This window comes from Afipia sp. GW823-FHT06G09, from assembly GCF_058794875.1.
Window position 1 is genome coordinate 583,434 of the sequence record NZ_JBXAHF010000002.1, and the last position, 20,651, is coordinate 604,084.

Consider the following 20,651-nt stretch of genomic DNA (forward strand, 5'->3'; position numbering starts at 1 on the left):
CCCAGCCTCAAGGGACACCCGCCATGGCCAGTCTGACTGTCCGCAAGCTCGATGAAGACCTCAAGGCCAGCCTCCGGCTGCGCGCGGCAAAGGCCGGGCGCTCGGTCGAGGACGAGGTGCGGATGATCTTGCGGGAGGCGACAGAAGGCACGGTCGCGGCCGCCGTAAGTCCTGTACACAGCACCCAACAGCCCCATCGCAGCCGGGCGCCGGAGGTCAAAGGCCTTCCTCGCGTTACCCTCATCATCGGCGGCGGCATTGCCGCCTACAAAGCGCTCGACCTGATCCGCCGCCTCAAGGAACGCGGCATCCATGTCCGCTGCGTGATGACCCGCGCCGCGCAGCAGTTTGTCACTCCGCTGACTGCCGGCGCGCTGGCGGACGAGCGCTGCTACACAGATTTGTTCGATGCCCAGAGCGAATTCGATGCCGGGCATATTCGTCTCGCCCGCGATACCGATCTGATTATCGTCGCACCCGCCACTGCCGACCTGATGGCCAAGATGGCCCAGGGCCAGGCCGACGATCTCGCCACCGCGATCCTGCTGGCGACCAACCGGCAGGTTCTGGTCGCGCCCGCGATGAACCCGCTGATGTGGGCCAACGCCGCGACCAAACGCAACGTGGCGCAGCTTGCGCGCGACGGCGTCGCCTTCATCGGCCCGAATTCCGGCGAGATGGCCGAGGCTAATGAGGCCGGCGTCGGCCGCATGTCCGAGCCGACCGAAATTGCCATCGCGGCAGATGCGATGCTGCGCCCGCCGGCCACGGGACCGCTCGCGGGGAAAAAGATTCTCATCACCGCAGGCCCGACCCACGAGCCGATCGATCCGGTGCGCTATATCGCCAACCGCTCCTCCGGCAAGCAGGGCTTTGCCATTGCCGCATCCGCCGCCGAGGCCGGCGCGGAGGTGACACTCATTTCGGGCCCGGTCGATCTCGACGATCCCGCCGGCGTGCGCGTCATTCGCGTGGAAACCGCGCGCGATATGCTGGCGGAAGTGGAGCGTGCGCTGCCGGCGGATATCGCGATTTTCGCCGCCGCCGTGGCCGACTGGCGTGTTGCCAACGCCGGCGCGCAGAAGATCAAGAAGACCTCGGCGGGCATGCCGCCGCTGCAACTGGTCGAAAATCCGGACATTCTGGCAACCATCTCGAAGCTCAAGCAAAACCGGCCAAGCCTCGTGATCGGCTTCGCGGCCGAGACGCAAAACCTGATCGAGAACGCGACCTCTAAGCTGAAGCGCAAGGGGTGCGACTGGATCGTCGCCAACGATGTGTCGCCCGCCTCCGGCGTGATGGGCGGGGACCGCAACACCGTCCACGTTCTGACCTTGGACAAAGCGAATGTTGCTGTTGATTCCTGGCCGGTGATGACGAAAGAGGAAGTCGCCGACGCCCTTGTGGCAAAAATCGCCGACACTCTTGGACAATCATCCAAATGACATCTGCCATCACTGTCGAGGTTCAACGCCTGCCTCATGCCGAGGGCCTCGCATTGCCGGCCTATCAGAGCGCGCATGCCGCCGGCCTCGACCTGCTCGCGGCGGTTCCTGAAGACACCCCGCTGACAATGCAGCCGGGACAGCGCGCTCTGGTGCCGACGGGACTCATGATCGCGGTTCCGCCGGGCCATGAGGCGCAGGTGCGGCCCCGCTCCGGCCTCGCCTTCAAGCATGGCGTGACCGTCCTCAATTCGCCGGGAACCGTCGACGCCGACTATCGCGGCGAAGTTTCAGTGCTTTTGATCAATCATGGCGACGCGCCATTCACGATCCGGCGCGGAGAACGCGTCGCCCAGCTTGTCATCGCCGCGGTGACACAGGCAAATCTGGTGGTTGTCGCATCGCTGTCGTCCACCGATCGGGGCAGCGGCGGGTTTGGTTCCACCGGACGGTAAATCGATCCCTTGTTAGAGGCGAATCGCACCGCACAATCGCTGAACTAGCCATTATTTTGCAGCGCGATTCACGTTCACGGTCTGGACTCTTACCCGGCGACTCCTCTTGAGGATATTGTCGTTCGATTCGTGTGCGGCGGTTGGGATAGATCATGTCAGGCGTGATCGAGGGGATGCGGCGGACCTTGCTGTCGTGCACTTCGATTGTGCGCGGAGGGGCGATTGGCCTTGGCGCGTGTCTTGGCGCGACGGCCCTATTCGGGGCTGCGCCTGCATTCGCGCGCGACGGATTCATTGACAGCGCACTGTCCCTCTTCCCGGCCCTCGACCGGCAGGAAATTGCGGCGCTCAGTGTCGCAGCGGCGGTGCTGGGATTTTCGGTGGTCTCGGCAATCCTGCTGATGCGCACCCGCCTTCGCGCTGCGCGGATCGAATCCCGTCTTCTGTCGGACAACCAGGCGCTCCAGCTTGAGGCGGATCGCTTTCGCGCGCTGCTGTTCGCCGAGCCGCAGGTTCTGATCTCGTGGGCTGCGGGCGAAGATCGTCCGGACATCAGCGGCGATGTCGCGCTGCTGATGCCGCACGGTGCGGACCATTTCAGTCCGCAGCGAATCCTTGCATTCGGAAGCTGGCTGCTGCCCGAGCAGGCGCTGACGATGGATCATGCCGTCGACAAGTTGCGTGAGGCAGGTGAAGGCTTCCAGCTCAATCTCACCACCGCAACCGGCCGCACCATCGAAGCGATGGGACGCGCCATCGGCGGGCAGGCCATCGTCCGGATTCGCGAACTGTCCGGCGTGAGGATGGAACTCGCCGAGGTCAACATCCGGCACAATCAATTGCTGGAAGAAACCGGGGCGCTTCGGGCCTTCGCTGCGGCTGTTCCGCTGCCGGTATGGGCGCGCCGGAGCAATGGCACGCTCAGCTTCGCCAACGTGGCCTATGCGCAGGCAACCGATGCAGCTTCGGTCTCTGACGCCATCGAACGCAGCCTCGAACTCCTCGACCATGACGACCGCGCCACCATGGCGCGTGCGCTCGCGGAGAAGAACATGTTCGAGGCGCGCGTTCCGGTCGTGACCGGCGGTCAGCGCCGTATCCTCGATATTCATGCGCTGACCGTTGCAGGCGGCAGTGCCGGGATCGCTGTCGACGCAACGGAAGCCGCCAATCTGCGCGCATCGCTTGAGCGGATGGCGGAAGCCCATCGCCGCATGCTCGATCAGCTCTCGTCCGGCGTCGCGGTGTTCGACGCGTCCCGGCGGCTGACCTTCTACAACGACTCATACCGCCGGCTCTGGGACTTCGACCGCGCATTCCTCGACGACAATCCCGACGATTCGAGCGTCATCGACCGGCTGCGCGTCGCGCGCAAGATTCCCGAACAGCCGGACTTCCGTGCCTGGAAGAACAAGCTGTTCGAAGCCTACCGCGCCATCGAACCTGCGAAAGACACTTGGTATCTGCCGGACGGACGCGCCCTCAGCGTTGTCACCACGCCCAATCCGGAAGGCGGCGTCACCTATCTGTTCGACGACGTCACCGAAAGCCTGAAGCTGGCGCGGCAGAACGACGGCCTGATCCGGGTCCAGCGTGAAACGCTGGACAACCTGTCGGAGGCCGTCGCGGTGTTCGGCAGCAACGGCCGCGCGCAACTGTTCAATCCGCCGTTCGCGCGCATGTGGAAGCTGTCTCCCGAAGCTTTGGCGCAGCAGCCGCATATCGAAACCATCGAAAAGCTCTGCCGGCCGCTGTTCGACGACAACGCGACATGGCAAATCCTTCGCGCCGCCATTACCGGCATCGACGACCGGATTTCCGTTCCGCTCAAGCTCGAGCGCAAGGACGGCAGCGTGATCGACTGCACCACGATGCCGCTGCCCGACGGCGCGACCATGCTGACGTTCCAGGATGTCACCGACACCGTGAATGTCGAGCGCGCCCTGCGCGAGCGCAATGAAGCGCTGGAAGCCGCCGACCAGATGAAGGTCGATTTCGTCCACCACGTATCTTATGAATTGCGGTCGCCGCTCACCACCATCATCGGCTTCGCGCATTTCCTCAGCGATCCGTCGACCGGGCCGATGACGCTGAAGCAGAGCGAATATCTCAGCTACATCACGACATCGACCAATGCGCTGCTCGCGATCATCAACAACATTCTCGATCTCGCCACCATCGATGCTGGCGCAATGACGCTCAATCTCGGGCCGGTAGACGTGCAAAAGACCGTCTCGGACGCGACCGCCGGCATCCAGGACAGGCTTGCGCGCGAACAGATCCGCCTCGATGTCGAGATTGATCCTGCGATCGGTGACTTCGTTGCCGACGAACGCCGCATCGTCCAGGTGCTTTACAATCTCCTTGCCAACGCCGTCGGCTTCTCGCCCCAGAACAGCACCGTGATGCTGCGTGCCCGCCGCAACGATTCAAGCGTGGTTTTCTCTGTCTCCGACTCTGGCCCCGGCATTCCCGAAGAGGTCAGGGACAAGGTGTTCGACTGGTTCGAAAGCCATGCCAATGGCTCGCGCCATCGCGGCGCCGGGCTCGGCCTGTCGCTGGTCCGCTCGTTCGTCGAACTGCACGGCGGCAAGGTCCATGTCGACTCGGTTGTCGGCAAGGGCACGACGGTGATCTGCGAGTTTCCCGTCGATCAGACCTATCGCAATGCCGCTGAATGAGCGATCTCTCGACATTCCATGTCGCGCTGGCGAATGAGGCCGCAACCGGCCATTTGATGGCGGACCTCGCGCTGCTGATGAGCGCAGGCGATGTCATCACGTTGTCCGGAGACCTTGGCGCCGGAAAAACCGCTGCCGCCCGCGCACTGATCCGCTATCTCGCGCAGGACGACGAACTTGAGGTTCCGAGTCCGACCTTTACGCTGGCACAGACTTACGACCTTCCATCGTTTCCACTGCTGCATGCCGATCTCTATCGCGTCAACGATCCTGATGAGCTCGAAGAGATCGGATTGTCGCCGCTGCCCGACGGCACCGTGGCCTTGATCGAATGGCCGGAGCGGGCGCCGGACATGCTGCCGCCTGACCGGATCGACATTGCATTCAGCCATCGGCCGTCGCTCGGCACCAGCGCACGCGCGGCCGAGATCACAGGATTCGGCAGGCTGGCTGCGAAGGTCGAGCGCCTGGCCGCGCTTCGGCATTTTCTCGAACTCTCGGGCAGCCTTGACGCGAGGCGGCAGCGCATGCCGGGCGACGCTTCAACGCGCTCCTACGCGCGGCTGATCAAGGGCGAGCAATCCACCATCCTGATGAATTCGCCGCGCCGCCCTGACGGGCCGTCGCTGTATGACGGCAAGTCTTACAGCGAGGCCGTCCATCTGGCCGAAGACGTCAAGCCGTTCGTCGCCATCGCCAACGGGCTGCGCGAGCGGGGCTACTCGGCGCCTGCGATCCATCATGCCGATCTGGATGAAGGCTTTCTCATCACCGAAGACTTTGGCCGCGTCACCTTCATCGAAGGCGATCCGCCGAAGCCGATCGCCGAACGCTACCAGGCCGCGGTCGATATGCTGGCGGCGTTCCATCGGACTCAATTACCCGAGGTGCTTCCTCTGGCACCGCACCTCGACTACGTCATCCCGCCGTTCGATGACGAGGCGATGATGATCGAAGTCGGCCTGATGCTGGAATGGTATCTGCCCGACAAGGGCGTGACGCTGTCGAGCAACGTGCAGGCCGATTTCCTGCTGATCTGGCGTGACCTGCTGGCGAAGCTCGCCGGCACCCCGAGAACCTGGATGCTGCGCGATTTCCATTCGCCCAATCTGATCTGGCTCGAACACCGCAAGGACATCGGCCGCGTCGGCATCCTCGATTTTCAGGACACCGTGATCGGTCCGGCGGCCTATGATCTGGTCTCGCTGTTGCAGGACGCCCGGATCGACATCCCCGAGAAAATCGAAATCGCGATGCTGACCCGCTACGCCGGTGCACGGCGGGCTGCGGACGACACCTTCGATCCAGCCGCCTTTGTGCAGCAATATGCCATCATGTCGGCGCAGCGGAACACACGGCTGCTGGGAACCTTCGCGCGGCTAAACCGCCGCGACGGCAAGCCGCAGTATCTGCGACATCAGCCGAGAATCTGGACGTATCTCAACCGGGCCCTCGCCCATCCCTCGCTTGAGACCTATCGGGAATGGTGCATGGCCCATGTCCCGCCGCCGGCGGCCTAGGCAAAGCCGCCACTTGAGACCATTGCCTTTACCGGTTGTTAGCCAGCCCTCTCGTAATTTGGGTTCCGACGACTGTGCGGCGCTCAGCCCCGGCGATGCACCGCACGACATCGAAAGCAGCGAGCGGAGTAACAATTGATGGCAACGGAACGACGCGTGGGCGACCGCGTGGTTTTCGAGCGCGGTTTTGCAGCTCACCTGATGGGCATTGACGGAACATGGCGGCGCAACTGTCTGGTCGAGGATATTTCCGAGACCGGTGCGAAGCTGACCGTCGAAGGCTCGGTCGAAGGCCTGAACCTCAAGGAATTCTTTTTGCTGCTGTCCTCGACCGGCTTGGCCTACCGCCGCTGCGAACTGGCATGGGTCAATGGTGAACAGATTGGCGCGGGCTTCCTGAAGCCGGATGCCAAGAAAAAGCCTGCACGCCGCTCCGCCGGCTCGCAGATTGTGGAAGTCTGATTGCGCCGGGCGGCCGGAACCGCCGCCCCCCGTGAGTCGCACCGATGTCACAAAGTGCGACTACAGCCTGAGCCGCCGGCGCGCGGCGCCGATTCGGATGCTATGCTCGGCATCCGCCAGACTTCGCGGCCGGCCTTGGGCTGCTGCGGACCAATTGAGATAACGCGCCGATGCCCACCAAACCCGTCTCTGCCATGGTTCTTGCCGCCGGTCTCGGCGTTCGGATGCGGCCGCTGACGGAAAAAATGCCAAAGCCTCTCGTTTCGGTCGCCGGAAAGCCACTGCTCGATCATGTGCTCGACCGGCTCGCGGAGGTGAACGTGACCACCGCCGTGGTCAACGTCCACTATCTCCCCGATCAGATTATCCAGCATGTCAAAGGCCGCACGGTTCCGCGCGTCATCATCTCCGACGAGCGCGACGTGGTGCTCGGCACCGGCGGCGGCGTTGTGAAGGCGCTGCCCCTGCTGGGCGACGCGCCGTTCTACCATCTGAACTCGGACACGATGTGGATCGATGGCGTGCAGTCAAACCTGGCGCGCCTCGCGGAGGCGTTCGATCCCGCGCGGATGGACATCCTGCTGCTGATGGCGCCGACCTCGCACAGCATTGGCTATTCCGGCTGCGGCGACTACGCCATGCTGACCGATGGCGCGCTGCGCAAGCGTAAGGAGCATCAGGTCGTGCCGTTCGTCTATGCCGGCGCCGCGATCATGTCACCTGCGGTCTTCAAGAATGCGCCGGCCGGCGAATTCTCGCTGACGAAGATATTTGACGCCGCCAACGACCAGGAACGCTTGTTCGGATTGCGGCTCGATGGCCTGTGGATGCATGTCGGAACGCCCGACGCCGTGCAGGCCGCCGAAGAAGCACTGCTCGCCAGCGTCGCTTAAGCCGGGTCAAGACTCCCCTCCTCTACCCTCCGCATGCCATGATACCGCCGATCGCGAATCGGATAGTTCATGCGCATTTTCAACGTTCCCCCGTCTGCGCCGTTTCTCCACACGGTCATCGCAGCGCTAGTCGACGGCCGGCTCGTCGAAGGATTTGACGCGCGCACGGCTCCCGAACGGCTGGCCGATGTCACGCTGTATCTGCCGACCCGCCGCGCGGGCCGCATGGCGCGCGAGGTATTTCTCGACGTGCTGCAAACCGACGCCGTGGTGCTGCCACGCATCGTCGCGCTCGGCAGCGTCGACGAGGACGAACTGGAGTTTTCTGACGATTGGCAGCTTAGCGGCCCGGATGCATTCGTGCTTCCGCCGAAACTGGACGATCTCGAACGCAGGCTGACCCTGGCGAAACTGGTGGCAGCCTGGGCCAAGCTTCAACCATCGTCGCTTGTTGTCGGGAGCCCCGCTTCGACACTGGCGCTGGCGGGCGATCTGGCGCGGTTGATGGACGACATGGTGACGCGCGGCGTCGGCTGGGACGCCCTTGACGGCATCGTGCCCGACGACCTCGATATCTACTGGCAGCACACGCTGAAGTTTCTCAAGATCGCGAAGGAAACCTGGCCGGATTATCTGAAGGCCATTGACCGGATCGAGCCTGCCGCACGCCGCGACATGCTGATCGCAGCGGAAGCGAAACGCCTCAGGGCAAAGCAAAAGGGGCCGGTGATCGCCGCGGGCTCGACAGGCTCGATGCCGGCAACGGCTAAATTCCTGCACGCCATTGCACAGCTCCCGCAAGGTGCGGTGGTATTGCCCGGCCTCGACACCGATCTCGATGACGCTGCGTGGGACTCGATCGGCGGCGCTGTTGCAGACGGCGATCTCATTGCGACACCCGCGGCCTGGAGCCATCCCCAAGTGGCGCTGCACGGCTTGCTTGCGCGGTTCGGCATCAAGCGGCGCGACGTCGAGCCGCTCGCAGCACCTGCTCCCCATGGCCGCGAGGTGCTTGCATCCGAAGCGGTGCGTCCTGCCACATCGAGCGAGCAATGGCACGCAAGGCTTGGCGACAAGGCTGTCGCGCAGCGGATTGCCTCCAGCATGGAAGGCGTGACGCTGATCGAGGCCGCCAATCCCGAGATGGAGGCGCTGGCGATCGCAGTGGCGATGCGCGAGGCGCGCGAACAAAATTTTACCGCCGCGTTGGTGACGCCGGACCGCGCGCTGGCGCGCCGCGTGATGGCGTCGCTCGATCGCTGGAAACTCGAATACGACGACTCCGGCGGCGATTCCCTGATGGACACGCCGGCCGGCATTTTCGCGCGGCTTGCAGCACAAACAGTTGCAGAGGAACTGGCACCTCCCGCATTGCTGGCGCTGCTGAAACATCCGCTGTTCCGCCTCGGCCAGGCGCAAGGCGCTTTTGCAAAGACAATCGGCGACCTTGAACTGGCCCTGCTGCGCGGTACACGGCCTGCGCCGGGGAGCGCCGGGCTGAAGCAGGATCTTGCCGCGTTTCGCAACAGCATCACCAATCTGCATCATTCCGACCCGCGGCGGAAACTGACCGATGCCGATCTCGATGCGGTCGACACCCTGATCGGACAACTGTCAGCCGCACTGTCGCCACTTGAAGCCATCCGGCGCGGCAGGCCGCATGATCTCACCGACTTCGCTGCATGCCACTACGACGTCATCAAGCGCCTCTCGGCCGACGACACCGGCATGCTCGTTGCGTTCGATGGCCCCGACGGCAATGGGCTGTCGAAGGCGTTCGATGATCTGTTTCAGGCGAGCGCACCCGCGGACAGTGACAAGCCGTTGCCGAGCGGGCTCGTTCTCGACCTCAGCGAGTATCCGGACGTCTTTCAGACGGCATTCGGCGACCGCATCGTGCGGCGGCCGCAACTGGCGGCATCGCGTCTTCGCATCTATGGCCCGCTCGAAGCCCGCCTCACCGAATGTGACCGTGTCATTCTCGGCGGACTTGTCGAGGGCGTCTGGCCGCCGGCGCCGCGCATCGATCCGTGGCTGAGTCGCCCGATGCGGCATCAACTTGGGCTCGATCTGCCGGAGCGGCGCATCGGACTGTCGGCGCACGATTTCGCGCAACTCCTTGGCACGCGTGAGGTGATCCTGTCGCGTGCCGCGAAGGTCGGCGGCGCGCCGGCGGTGGCGTCGCGCTTCCTGCACCGGCTCGAAGCTGTGGCCGGAGCGGATTCGTGGAAGAACGCTACGGACAAGGGCGCGACCTATGTCCGCTACGCCAATGAGCTGGACCGGCCCCAACATGTCATGCCAGCGCCGCGACCGGAGCCAAAGCCGGATGTCGCGCTGCGCCCGCTCAGGATGTCGGTCACCGAGATCGAGGATTGGCTGCGCGATCCTTATACGATCTATGCAAAACGCATTCTCAGGCTGACCCCGCTCGACCCCGTGGACATGCCGCTGACGGCGGCGGATCGCGGCTCCGCGATCCACGAAGCGCTGGGCGAATTCACCACGCGGTTCGCAGCCGAACTCCCGGACGATATTGCCGACGCCTTGCGGAAGATCGGCGACAAGCACTTCGCGCCCCTGATGGAGCGCCCGGAAGCGCGTGCGCTGTGGTGGCCGCGATTCCTGCGCATCGCCGACTGGTTCGCCGGCTGGGAGGCGCGGCGGCGGCTCGATGTGTTGCGGGTCGATGCCGAAACACGCGGCGAGATTTCCATTCAGCTCGGCAACGGCCGCGCCTTCGTTCTCTCAGCCCGCGCCGATCGTATCGAGCATCGCTCCGATCGCACCTACGCCATTCTCGACTACAAGACCGGCCAGCCGCCAAGCGCCAAGCAGGTGCGCCTCGGCCTCTCGCCGCAGTTGACGCTGGAAGGCGCGATCCTGCGCAAAGGTGGATTCGAAACCATTGCTGCGGGCTCCTCCGTCAGCGAACTGGTCTATGTCAGGCTGAGCGGCAACAATCCGCCCGGCAAGGCGACCGTTCTGGAGCTTAAGGTCAACAAGGGCGACACACCGCAGCAACCCGATGAAGCCGCAGACGAAGCCCTGCAAAAGCTCGAAGGCCTGATCCGCATGTTCGAGGACAAGGACACGCCCTATCGCTCTGTGGTGCTGCCGATGTGGGAAAACCGTTACGGCAACTACGACGATCTCGCACGCATCAAGGAGTGGTCCGCCGGCGGCAACGGGGAGGACGAGGAATGAGTTCACCGCGCCCCAACATTCCCGATGCCGTGCGCGACGCACAGGCGCGCGCCTCCAATCCGGAAGCGTCCGCCTTCGTGGCGGCCAATGCCGGGTCGGGCAAGACCCATGTGCTGGTCAACCGCGTCATCCGCCTGTTGCTCAACGGCGTACCGCCCGAAAAGATTCTCTGCATCACCTTCACCAAGGCTGCGGCCGCCAACATGGCGCAGCGTGTGTTCGAGACGCTCGGCCGCTGGGTTTCGCTGCCCGACCGGCAACTCGATGAAGCAATCCGCAATGTGGGCGCGCCGATCAGCGCCAACACACGCCTGCGGGCACGCAAGCTGTTCGCCAGTGCGCTGGAAACTCCGGGCGGCCTGAAGGTGCAGACGATTCACGCGCTCTGCACCCGACTGCTTCAGCAGTTTCCGTTCGAGGCCAATGTGCCGGCACGTTTTTCGGTGCTCGACGACCGCGACCAGAACGACATGATGGAGCGCGCCAATCTTGCGGTGCTGCTTGAAGCCGCCCGCGCCCCGGACAGCGAGACAGGCCGCGCTCTCAATATCGCGATGTCCGCCGCCGCCGACGTCACGTTCAAGGATGTGGTGCGCGAGGCCTGTCTGAGCCGCGACCACTTCATGGAATGGTCCGACAGCGCAGGCAGCCCTGAGGCGGCGATGGCGCAGATCACGGCTGCGCTCGGGGTCGGCGCCAGCGAGCGCATCGAGGATATCGAGCGCGAGATCGTCGACGGGCCAAATCTGCCCCGCCGCGACTGGCCGGCGATAGCAGCGGCATTCGATGGCGGCAGCGCCGCCGATATCTCCCAGGCCGAGCGCTTCCGGATTGCCGACGGCCTGACCGACCGCGCGCAGGTCGAAGCCTATCTTGATGTTTTCCTGACCGAGAACAAAGGCGTGATCGGCCCGCGCAAGACGTTAATGACGAAACCGCTCGCCAAGCTGCAGTCTGTCTTCGCAGCACGGCTCGATGCAGAACAGACGAGAATCGTCGCTCTGGATGAAAAGCGCCGCGCGGTCATGCAGCGCGACCGCGCCTATGCGCTTCTTGTCATCGCCAGCGCCGTGGCCGCGAATTACCGTCGCGAAAAGCGCGAGCGAGGCCTGCTCGACTACAACGACCTGATCGACAAGACTTACGAGATGCTCACCAGCGTCTCGTCCGGCTGGGTTCATTTCAAACTCGACCGCGGCATCGATCATGTCCTGATCGACGAGGCGCAGGACACCAGCCCGCGGCAATGGGACATCATCGAGCGGCTCACCTCGGAATTCACCTCGGGCGCAGGCGCACGCGACGGCATCAAGCGCACGATCTTCGCGGTCGGCGACGAGAAGCAGTCGATCTTCTCGTTTCAGGGCGCAGCGCCGCGTGAATTCGACAGCCGCAGGCGTGACATCGAAAGGCGGTTCAGGGGCGCCGGGCTCGCCTTCGAGCCGGTCTCGTTCAAACATTCGTTCCGGTCCGGCTGGACGATTCTTCAGTCCGTCGACTTCGTGTTCCGCGATCCGGCGATCTACGAGAGCATTCATGCACTGGAGAACGCGCACCCCATCCATGATGCGCTCAGCGATGCCGCACCGGCGCTGGTCGACCTGTGGGATATTGAAACGCCCGACGATCGGGAAGATGTCGAGGGCTGGGGAGCCGCACTCGATCATATTTCCGAAACAAGCCCGGAAGTGCGGCTGGCGCGGCGCATCCAGGCCGAGATCAAATCGCTGATCGCGAACCGCACCATGACCGGTCCGCATGGCAAACGCCGGCCGCTGCGCTATGGCGACATGCTGGTGCTGGTGCGGCGGCGCGGCAGGGCCTTCGACGCTATCATTCAGGCGCTCAAGCATGCCGGCCTTCCCGTCGCCGGCGCCGACAGGTTGAAGCTCACCGAGCATATCGCGGTCATCGATCTGATGAACCTGGCCGATGCGCTGCTGCTTCCGCGCGACGACCTGGCTTTGGCGACCGCACTCAAGAGTCCGTTGTTCGGCCTCGATGACAACGACCTTCAGATCCTCGCGCCCCATCGCAAGGGCACGTTGCGCGACGCGTTGACCGAGCACGCCAAGACCAGCGACAGGCTGTCGGCGGCAATGAGGCGGCTGGAGGATTGCGAGCGGCGTTTCGCCCGTGAAACGCCGTTTACGTTCTATGCGTGGCTGCTCGGCGGCGATCGCGGCCGTGCGCGCATCCTCGCACGGATGGGACCGGAGGCCGACGACGCACTCGACGAGTTTCTTGAACTGGCGCTGACCTATGAGCGCAAGGCACCCGCCTCATTGCAGGGCTTTATGGCGTGGCTGCGTGCCGCAGATACTGAAGTCAAACGCGACATGGAAATTGCCCGCGACGAGATTCGCGTGATGACCGTCCATGGCGCGAAGGGACTCGAAGCCCCCGTGGTGTTCCTCGTCGACACCACCACTTCACCGGCAGACACCCAGCGCATGAATCTCATTCGCCTGCCGCAAGGCAACGCCGCGCCGAACGCGCCGGCGGTCGTGCTCTGGGCCGGCAAGAAGGCGAACGATCTTCCCGTGGTGGCCGCCGCGCGCACAGCCATGAAGAAAGACACCGAAGACGAATACCGGCGGCTGCTCTATGTCGCGATGACCCGCGCGGCGGATCGCCTGATTGTCGGCGGCGTGCTGCCCGGAGGCCGCAATGCGGTGCGCCCGTTGTCCTGGTACGACCTTATTCAAAAGGGCCTGACGCATCCGGATTTGAGCCTGAAATGCGAAACCATCGAGACCGGCTTCGGGCCGGTGAAGCGCTATTCGCGACCGGAGGACGCGCAATTCCCGGCGGACACAGCCGCGCCGATTCAGGGTGCGTTGGCGCTGGAACACTTCCCTGGCTGGCTGAAGGCCGACGCACCGAGGGAAACGCCTGCGGATATCCTGCTCCGTCCGTCCGATTCGGCAGAGAACGATACCGAAGGCCGTGCCACGGTGACCGACGAGTCGCGTCTTGCGCGCGAGCGGGCGCTGAGGCGCGGAACACTCATCCACCGGCTGCTGCAATCGCTGCCTGATATCGCCGCCGAGCGCCGCGAGGGAGCTGCGCGCGATTTTCTCCAGCGCAATGCGCAGCAATGGTTCACGGACGACGAGCGCACCGCGCTGGCGCGGCAGGTCACGGCGCTGATCGCAACGCCCGCATTCGCGCCGCTGTTTGCCGAGGGCAGCCGCGCCGAAGTCTCGATCGCGGGCCGCGTGGCGAGGCGCGGACGGCCGCCCGCGCTGGTGTCAGGGCAGATCGACCGTCTGGTGGTGACGCCGGATGAAGTGCTGATCGTCGACTACAAGACCAACCACGCTCCGCCGCAGGCCGCCGCCGAGGCACCCCAGGCCTATGTCCGGCAGCTCGCGCTTTATCGCGACGTTTTGCAGCGGCTCTACCCCGGCCGTCCGGTGCGCTGTGCATTGCTGTGGACAGAGACGGCCGCGATCATGGAAATCCCGGCCTCCGCGCTGGACGCAGAGCTGCAATCGCTTGTTTCCTGACAGGCACCGCTGTCCGACGTTGGTCGGGGTCTTGGCTAACCCCTTGAATCGGGGCCCATTCCCGGAGTCGCCCGCGCCCCGCCGATGGAACACGTCCCGGTGACCAGCCTTGACCGCACGAGGGTGCATTCATAGGTTCATGTCACGTTTCCGGCGCGCGATTCTCTTGAGGAAAGCCCCGCGCCTTTCATCCAACGAGGCAGAACAACATGAGTGTGGGTAAGGTTTCTGACGCCGATTTCGACAAGGAAGTGCTGAACGCCAACGGCCCGGTCGTGGTCGATTTCTGGGCGGAATGGTGCGGCCCCTGCCGCATGATCGCGCCCGCGCTCGATGAGATCGCCGGCGCCATGGGCGACAAGGTCAAGATCGTGAAGCTCAATGTCGACGAGAGCCCGAAGACGGCCTCGAAGTACGGCGTGATGTCGATCCCTACCCTGATGATCTTTAAGGGCGGCGAGATGGCTTCGCGTCAGGTCGGCGCCGCGCCGAAGGCCAAGCTGCAGCAGTGGATCACAGCTGCGGTCTGATCGGGTTCTCTTTGAGGTTTGACAAACGGCCTGTGCAAGCAGGCCGTTTTCTTATGCGTCATCCTGTCTGATCCAGCCGGTCGCCAGCGCGTTCGCCAGGTCGGGATGACCGTTCTGCCGCGCCAATACCGCCATCGCCTCATGGTCATACGGCACATGGCGGAATGTCACATGCCATTGGCCTCTGCGCTGTTCGAGGATCGCATAGCGCGCATCGGGCGACCCTGCCTCCATCATATGGCGAAACGGCACGATGTCGCGATAACCGGGCGATCCCACGCTGCCGGGATTGACGATCATACGTCCATCGCCAAGGCGCACTGCCCGCGCGACATGCGTATGCCCGCACAGGATCAGCGACTGCGGGATGCCTGCGGCAGCTCGCTCAATATCCGCGATGGCCGACATGCAGACCGTCCCGTCGGGCCGGACAGTTTCGAGCCAGTAGGTTTCATCGTTCGACGGCGTCGCGTGGCAAAGGTAAACCGCATCCTCGACCACCTGCGTTGACGGAATATTCCGCAGCCATGCGAGATGACCCGCATCCAGTTGCGCGTGAACAGGCCGATCCCACGATCCCATCTCTTCCGGCGCGCGATCCATCAAATAGCGATCGTGGTTGCCGAGAACATGGACGGCATCGAGCGCCATCAGCATGTCCATCGTCCGCCGCCCGTCGAGCGGGCCGCTCGCCATGTCGCCGAGATTGACAATCTTGTCGATCCGCTGCGCGCGAATATCGGCGATCACCGCTTCCAGCGCGAGATAGTTGCCATGAACATCCGCGATGGCGGCAAAGCGCATCATGAGAATTCCGTCTACTGCGGCAGCGTTCCGTTTTCCGCCAGCACATGCCCGGCCAGATAGAGCGAGCCGGTAATGAGGATGCGCGGCGGGACATCATAGGCAAGCTTAGCAATGGCACGCAGCGCCGTCTTGACGCTCGCAGCGGTTTCAACCCGCATGCCGAGTTGCCGTGCGCTGTCGGCCAGCACATCCGGCGGCATGGCATTATCCTGATCGGGAATCTTCACCGCGATGATGTGGCGGGTCTGCCCGGCAAAATTAGCAAGAAAACCGCCGGCGTCCTTGTTGCCCATCATGCCTGCGATCACCACGAGCGGACGCGACACCCGCTCTTCAAGATCGCCGAGTGCGGCAGCCGCCACGCGCCCGCCGTCGGGATTGTGACCGCCGTCCAGCCACACCTCGGCGTCCTTCGGTCCGGCGTCGACCAGCTTGCCCGATGTCAGACGCTGCATCCGCGCCGGCCATTCGGCGCGCGCGATACCTTGCTCAAATGCCGACGGCTCAATCTTGAGGGACTCGATGGCGCGCAGCGCCGCAATCGCGAGCCCGGCATTGTCGAATTGATGCCGCCCGAACAGGCGCGGGGCGGACAGATCGAGCAGACCGCGCTCGTCGGAATACACCAGCCGGCCGCGCTCCACATTGACGTGCCAGTCCTGCGTCGCAGCGTGCAGCGGCGCACGGGCGCGCTTCGCCGTCTGCTCGATCGCGGCGGTTGCTTCGGCAATCTGTTCCGCGCAGATCACCGGAACGTTCTTCTTGATGATGCCCGCCTTTTCGGTGGCGATCTTGATCAGTGTGTTACCGAGAAACTCGACATGATCCATGCCGATCGGCGTGATGACACTGGCGAGCGGTGCATCGATCACGTTGGTCGCATCGAGCCGCCCGCCGAGGCCGACCTCGAGCAGCACAACATCAGCCGGATGCTCAGCGAACAGATGAAACGCCGCTGCGGTCTCGATCTCGAAAATCGTGATCGGCTCGCCGCCGTTGACACGCTCGCAGTGATCGAGCGCGGCGCGCAACTGATCGTCCGTTACAAGGGTGCCGCCGCCGACCCTGCCGAGGCGGAAGCGTTCGTTGAACCGCACAAGGTGCGGCGAAGTGTAGGCGTGAACCCGCAGGCCCGCAGCTTCGAGAATGGCGCGCAGGAACGCGACCGTCGAACCCTTTCCGTTGGTGCCGGCGACATGAATGACAGGCGGAATGCGGCGTTCGGGATGATCAAGGCGCTCAAGAATGCGCCACATCCTGTCCAGCGTCAGATCGATGCGCTTGGGATGCAGCGACGCCAGACGCGCGAGAATGTCGTCGTAGGAGCGCGATGGTTCCCTGGCCGCAGGCGACGTCACGCGGGCGACGCAGCCGCAGGCAGATCGACGGGGAGCGGCGCGGTCCGCGATTCAAAGCCTTCGGCGGCAGGCGCCTTGGTCAGCAGCCGGCAGAGCCGCCCCAGAGTCGCGCGCAGATCATGGCGATGGACCACCATGTCCACCATGCCGTGCTCTTTCAGATATTCGGCCCGCTGGAAGCCCTCGGGGAGTTTTTCACGGATGGTCTGCTCGATCACGCGCGCGCCGGCAAAGCCGATCAGTGCGCCCGGCTCGGCGATCTGCACGTCGCCCAACATTGCATACGAGGCGGTGACGCCGCCGGTGGTCGGATTGGTCAGAACCACGATGTAGGGCTGACCGATCTCACGCAGCATCTGGATCGCGACCGTGGTGCGCGGCATCTGCATCAGCGAGAGAATGCCTTCCTGCATGCGTGCGCCGCCGGAAGCAGCAAAGATGATGAAGGGCGACTTCTTCTCGACCGCGAGTTCGAGGCCCTTTACGACGGCTTCGCCCGCCGCCATGCCGAGCGACCCGCCCATGAAATCGAAATCCTGCACGGCAACCACGACGGCATTGCCTTCCAGCTTGCCGTAGCCGACCTTCACCGCGTCGTTCATGCCGGTCTTGGCGCGCGCATCCTTGATGCGGTCGACATATTTCCGCTCGTCGCGGAATTTCAGCGGATCGGCAGTCACTTCCGGAAGCGCGACATCGTACCAGGTTTCGTTGTCGAAGATCGACTTCAGCCGCGCCGTCGCGCCCATCCGCATGTGATAATTCGAACCCGGAATCACGAACTGGTTCTGTTCGACATCCTTGTAGAACACGAGCTGCCCGGAATCCGGGCACTTGATCCAGAGATTCTCCGGCGTTTCGCGCTTAAGGATGCTGCGAATCTTCGGCCGGACAACGTTGGTCAACCAGTTCATGACGGGCTCCGCCTCGGTGAAATGGATATATGGACGTCCGGGCGAAGCCGGGCAACCCGGCTTTGCCCAAATATAGCTCTTAGCAAGCGCGCTATTCCGCCGCCTGTTTTGCGCCGCGCACGCCCTGCGCCAGCGCCGCTGCAAGATCGGCGACCGCCGGAACTGTCTTTGCCGTGGCGCGGCCCTCCGAATCCAGCGTCGCACGCAGGGCGTCGATCAATGCCGAGCCTACCACGGCACCATTCGCCGCCTCCGCGATGCCGCGCGCGGCGTCCGGCGTGCGGATACCGAAGCCGACACAGACCGGCAACTGGGTATGACGCTTGATCCGCGCCACGGCCGCCGAGACCTGCGCAGTGTCCGCGCTGGCGGAGCCGGTGATGCCGGTGATCGAGACGTAATAAACGAAGCCCGAGGTGTTCGCGAGCACGGCGGGCAGACGCTTGTCGTCCGTGGTCGGCGTCGCAAGCCGGATGAAGTTGAGCCCGGCCTGCATCGCGGGAATGCAAAGCTCGGTGTCTTCCTCAGGCGGGAGATCGACGATGATGAGACCGTCGACGCCCGCGGATTTCGCATCGGCCAGAAACTTGTCCACGCCGTAGATGTAGATCGGGTTGTAGTATCCCATCAGCACGATCGGCGTGGCGTTATCGCCCGCACGGAAATCGCGCACCACCTGCAGCGTCTTCTTCAGCGTGGTACCGGCCTTCAGCGCGCGCAAACCTGCCGCCTGAATCGCGGGACCATCGGCCATCGGATCGGTGAATGGCATGCCGATCTCGATAATGTCGGCGCCCGCCTTCGGCAGTGCCTTGATGATCTCGAGCGAGGTCGCCAGATCCGGGTCGCCGCACATCACGAAGGTGACGAACGCCGCGCGGCCTTCCTTCTTCAGTTCGGCGAAACGTGTGTCGATGCGCGTGGTCACTTCTTCTTGCCCTTCAGAATATCGCCGACCTGCGGCACGTCCTTGTCGCCGCGGCCCGACATATTGACCACCATAAGATGATCCTTCGGCCGCTTCGGAGCGAGGTCCATCACTTTCGCGATGGCATGCGCCGGCTCCAGCGCCGGGATGATGCCCTCGAGCCGCGACAGCAACTGAAATGCCTCCAGCGCTTCATCGTCGGTCGCCGACAGGTACGTCACGCGGCCGGTCTCATGAAGCCAGGAATGCTCCGGGCCGATACCGGGGTAATCGAGACCTGCCGAAATCGAATGCGCGTCCTGAATCTGGCCGTCGTCGTCCATCAGCAAGTAGGTGCGATTGCCGTGCAGCACACCGGGACGCCCGCCCGCGATCGATGCTGCATGAAGCTGTGTCAGGCCATGACCCGCGGCCTCGACGCCGAAAATCTCGATGCCAGGATCGTCGAGGAACGGATGAAACAGCCCCATCGCATTGGAGCCGCCGCCGATGCAGGCGACCAGCGAATCCGGCAGGCGGCCTTCGGCCTCCATCATCTGCGCCCGCGTCTCGGTGCCGATGATCGACTGGAAGTCACGCACCATCATTGGATACGGATGCGGACCCGCTACCGTGCCGATGCAATAGAACGTGTCCGCGACATTGGTCACCCAATCTCTCAAGGCATCGTTCATCGCGTCTTTCAGCGTGCGCGAACCGGACTGCACCGGCACCACCTTGGCGCCTAGCATTTCCATGCGGATCACGTTCGGCTGCTGCCGCTCGACGTCGACCGCGCCCATATAGACGATGCATTCAAGTCCGAAGCGCGCGCAGAGCGTCGCGGTGGCGACGCCGTGCTGGCCCGCGCCGGTCTCGGCAATGATGCGCTTCTTCCCCATGCGCCGCGCGACCATGATCTGGCCGAGCACGTTGTTAACCTTGTGCGAACCGGTGTGATTCAGCTCTTCGCGCTTGAAGTAGATCTTCGCGCCGCCGAGATGCTCGGTCAGGCGCTGTGCGAAATACAGCGGCGACGGCCGTCCGACATAGTCCTTCAGGTAGCCGTCCATTTCCTTCTGAAACGACGGGTCGGCCTTGGCCTCCGCATAGGCCTTTTCCAGATCGAGGATCAGCGGCATCAGCGTTTCGGCAACATAACGTCCGCCGAAAATGCCGAAGTGTCCGCGCTCGTCGGGGCCGGAACGGAAGGAATTGGGAAGTTGAACGCTCATACGCTGCTCGCAATCCTGGAAGATGTCATCGCACGCTCCGCCTCACGCGCCGCGCGGATGAAGGCACGGATCATATCGGGGTCCTTGATGCCCGGCGCGCTTTCGACGCCGGACGATACATCGACGCCATTCGCGTGGGTGACACGAACAGCCTCGGCAACATTGCCGGCATTGAGCCCGCCGCCGACCATGAACGGAATTGCCAGCTTGATTTTTTCAAGCAGATGCCAGTCGAACGGTACGCCAAGGCCGCCGGGACGGGTGGCATCCTTCGGCGCACGGGCATCGAACAGGATGCGGTCGGCCACCGCCGCATAGCCCGGGAGCTCCGCGAGGTCGGCTGCCGTCGCCACCGGCAGCACCTTCATCACCGGCAATCCGAACTTCTGCTTGATGTCCCGCACCCGCGCGATGCTCTCGGAGCCATGAAGCTGCAGCAATCCAGGCTGCAAGGCCTCGATGCAGTTCTCGAGCGACGCGTCGTCCGCATCTACGGTCAGCGCGGCCTTGACGGCGCGGCCCCTGACCAGCCGGCCAAGCTCGCGTGCAGTGCCCAGGCTGATGTGGCGGGGCGATGCTTCGAAGAACACGAAGCCCACCATATCCGCGCCAGCATCCAGCGCGACCTCAAGGGTCTCGCGCGTGGACAGGCCGCAAATCTTTACCGCGAATGACATGGTCTCATGGCGTGGTTGGGCCGCAGATCGGCGGCCGGACAACAGGCT

At 63.9% G+C, this 20,651-nt stretch carries 15 protein-coding genes; 9 read left to right on the forward strand and 6 right to left on the reverse strand.

Features of this window, described 5'->3' with window-relative positions:
• Nucleotides 1–23: 23 nt before the first annotated feature.
• From coaBC to trxA, 9 genes are all read left to right on the forward strand, one after another.
• Complete coding sequence (gene coaBC, locus AC1Q67_RS10355) at nt 24–1,445, forward strand: bifunctional phosphopantothenoylcysteine decarboxylase/phosphopantothenate--cysteine ligase CoaBC (protein ID WP_492234195.1); 1,422 nt, start codon at nt 24–26, stop codon at nt 1,443–1,445.
• Nucleotides 1,442–1,900, forward strand: coding sequence for a dUTP diphosphatase (gene dut / locus AC1Q67_RS10360; RefSeq protein ID WP_492234194.1), 459 nt, complete (start codon nt 1,442–1,444; stop codon nt 1,898–1,900). Before coaBC ends, dut begins: the two co-directional genes overlap by 4 nt.
• Nucleotides 1,901–2,052: 152 nt before the next feature.
• On the forward strand, nt 2,053–4,581 hold the full coding sequence (locus tag AC1Q67_RS10365; protein WP_492234193.1) for a PAS domain-containing sensor histidine kinase: 2,529 nt from the start codon (nt 2,053–2,055) through the stop codon (nt 4,579–4,581).
• Nucleotides 4,578–6,101 carry a tRNA (adenosine(37)-N6)-threonylcarbamoyltransferase complex ATPase subunit type 1 TsaE gene (tsaE, locus tag AC1Q67_RS10370; RefSeq protein ID WP_492234192.1) on the forward strand — a complete coding sequence of 508 codons (1,524 nt, stop codon included), beginning with the start codon at nt 4,578–4,580 and terminating at the stop codon, nt 6,099–6,101. The genes AC1Q67_RS10365 and tsaE overlap by 4 nt, the downstream gene beginning before the upstream one ends.
• Before the next feature lie 138 nt (nt 6,102–6,239).
• Complete coding sequence (locus AC1Q67_RS10375; RefSeq protein WP_006023506.1) at nt 6,240–6,563, forward strand: hypothetical protein; 324 nt, start codon at nt 6,240–6,242, stop codon at nt 6,561–6,563.
• 170 nt (nt 6,564–6,733) lie between these two features.
• Nucleotides 6,734–7,456 carry a nucleotidyltransferase family protein gene (locus AC1Q67_RS10380; protein WP_492234191.1) on the forward strand — a complete coding sequence of 241 codons (723 nt, stop codon included), beginning with the start codon at nt 6,734–6,736 and terminating at the stop codon, nt 7,454–7,456.
• 69 nt (nt 7,457–7,525) lie between these two features.
• Complete coding sequence (addB, locus tag AC1Q67_RS10385) at nt 7,526–10,663, forward strand: double-strand break repair protein AddB (RefSeq protein ID WP_492234190.1); 3,138 nt, start codon at nt 7,526–7,528, stop codon at nt 10,661–10,663.
• On the forward strand, nt 10,660–14,175 hold the full coding sequence (gene addA, locus AC1Q67_RS10390; RefSeq protein WP_492234189.1) for a double-strand break repair helicase AddA: 3,516 nt from the start codon (nt 10,660–10,662) through the stop codon (nt 14,173–14,175). The genes addB and addA overlap by 4 nt, the downstream gene beginning before the upstream one ends.
• A gap of 209 nt (nt 14,176–14,384) precedes the next feature.
• Nucleotides 14,385–14,705: a thioredoxin gene (trxA, locus tag AC1Q67_RS10395; RefSeq protein WP_002714060.1), complete on the forward strand. Its 321-nt coding sequence runs from the start codon at nt 14,385–14,387 to the stop codon at nt 14,703–14,705.
• Nucleotides 14,706–14,756: 51 nt separating this feature from the next.
• Here the strand turns inward: trxA and AC1Q67_RS10400 are convergent, their stop codons facing one another.
• The 6 genes from AC1Q67_RS10400 to AC1Q67_RS10425 all read right to left on the reverse strand — a co-directional run bounded on the left by AC1Q67_RS10400 (nt 14,757) and on the right by AC1Q67_RS10425 (nt 20,603).
• Complete coding sequence (locus AC1Q67_RS10400) at nt 14,757–15,509, reverse strand: metallophosphoesterase family protein (protein ID WP_492235670.1); 753 nt, start codon at nt 15,507–15,509, stop codon at nt 14,757–14,759.
• Between the two features lie 14 nt (nt 15,510–15,523).
• Nucleotides 15,524–16,768 carry a bifunctional folylpolyglutamate synthase/dihydrofolate synthase gene (locus AC1Q67_RS10405; RefSeq protein ID WP_492235669.1) on the reverse strand — a complete coding sequence of 415 codons (1,245 nt, stop codon included), beginning with the start codon at nt 16,766–16,768 and terminating at the stop codon, nt 15,524–15,526.
• Nucleotides 16,769–16,866: 98 nt separating this feature from the next.
• Complete coding sequence (gene accD, locus AC1Q67_RS10410; protein WP_492234188.1) at nt 16,867–17,784, reverse strand: acetyl-CoA carboxylase, carboxyltransferase subunit beta; 918 nt, start codon at nt 17,782–17,784, stop codon at nt 16,867–16,869.
• A gap of 91 nt (nt 17,785–17,875) precedes the next feature.
• A complete protein-coding gene (gene trpA, locus AC1Q67_RS10415; protein WP_492234187.1) occupies nt 17,876–18,712 on the reverse strand; it encodes a tryptophan synthase subunit alpha in 837 nt (278 codons plus the stop codon).
• Complete coding sequence (gene trpB, locus AC1Q67_RS10420) at nt 18,709–19,926, reverse strand: tryptophan synthase subunit beta (RefSeq protein WP_492234186.1); 1,218 nt, start codon at nt 19,924–19,926, stop codon at nt 18,709–18,711. Before trpB ends, trpA begins: the two co-directional genes overlap by 4 nt.
• Nucleotides 19,923–20,603 carry a phosphoribosylanthranilate isomerase gene (locus tag AC1Q67_RS10425; RefSeq protein ID WP_492234185.1) on the reverse strand — a complete coding sequence of 227 codons (681 nt, stop codon included), beginning with the start codon at nt 20,601–20,603 and terminating at the stop codon, nt 19,923–19,925. The genes trpB and AC1Q67_RS10425 overlap by 4 nt, the downstream gene beginning before the upstream one ends.
• Nucleotides 20,604–20,651: the final 48 nt, after the last annotated feature.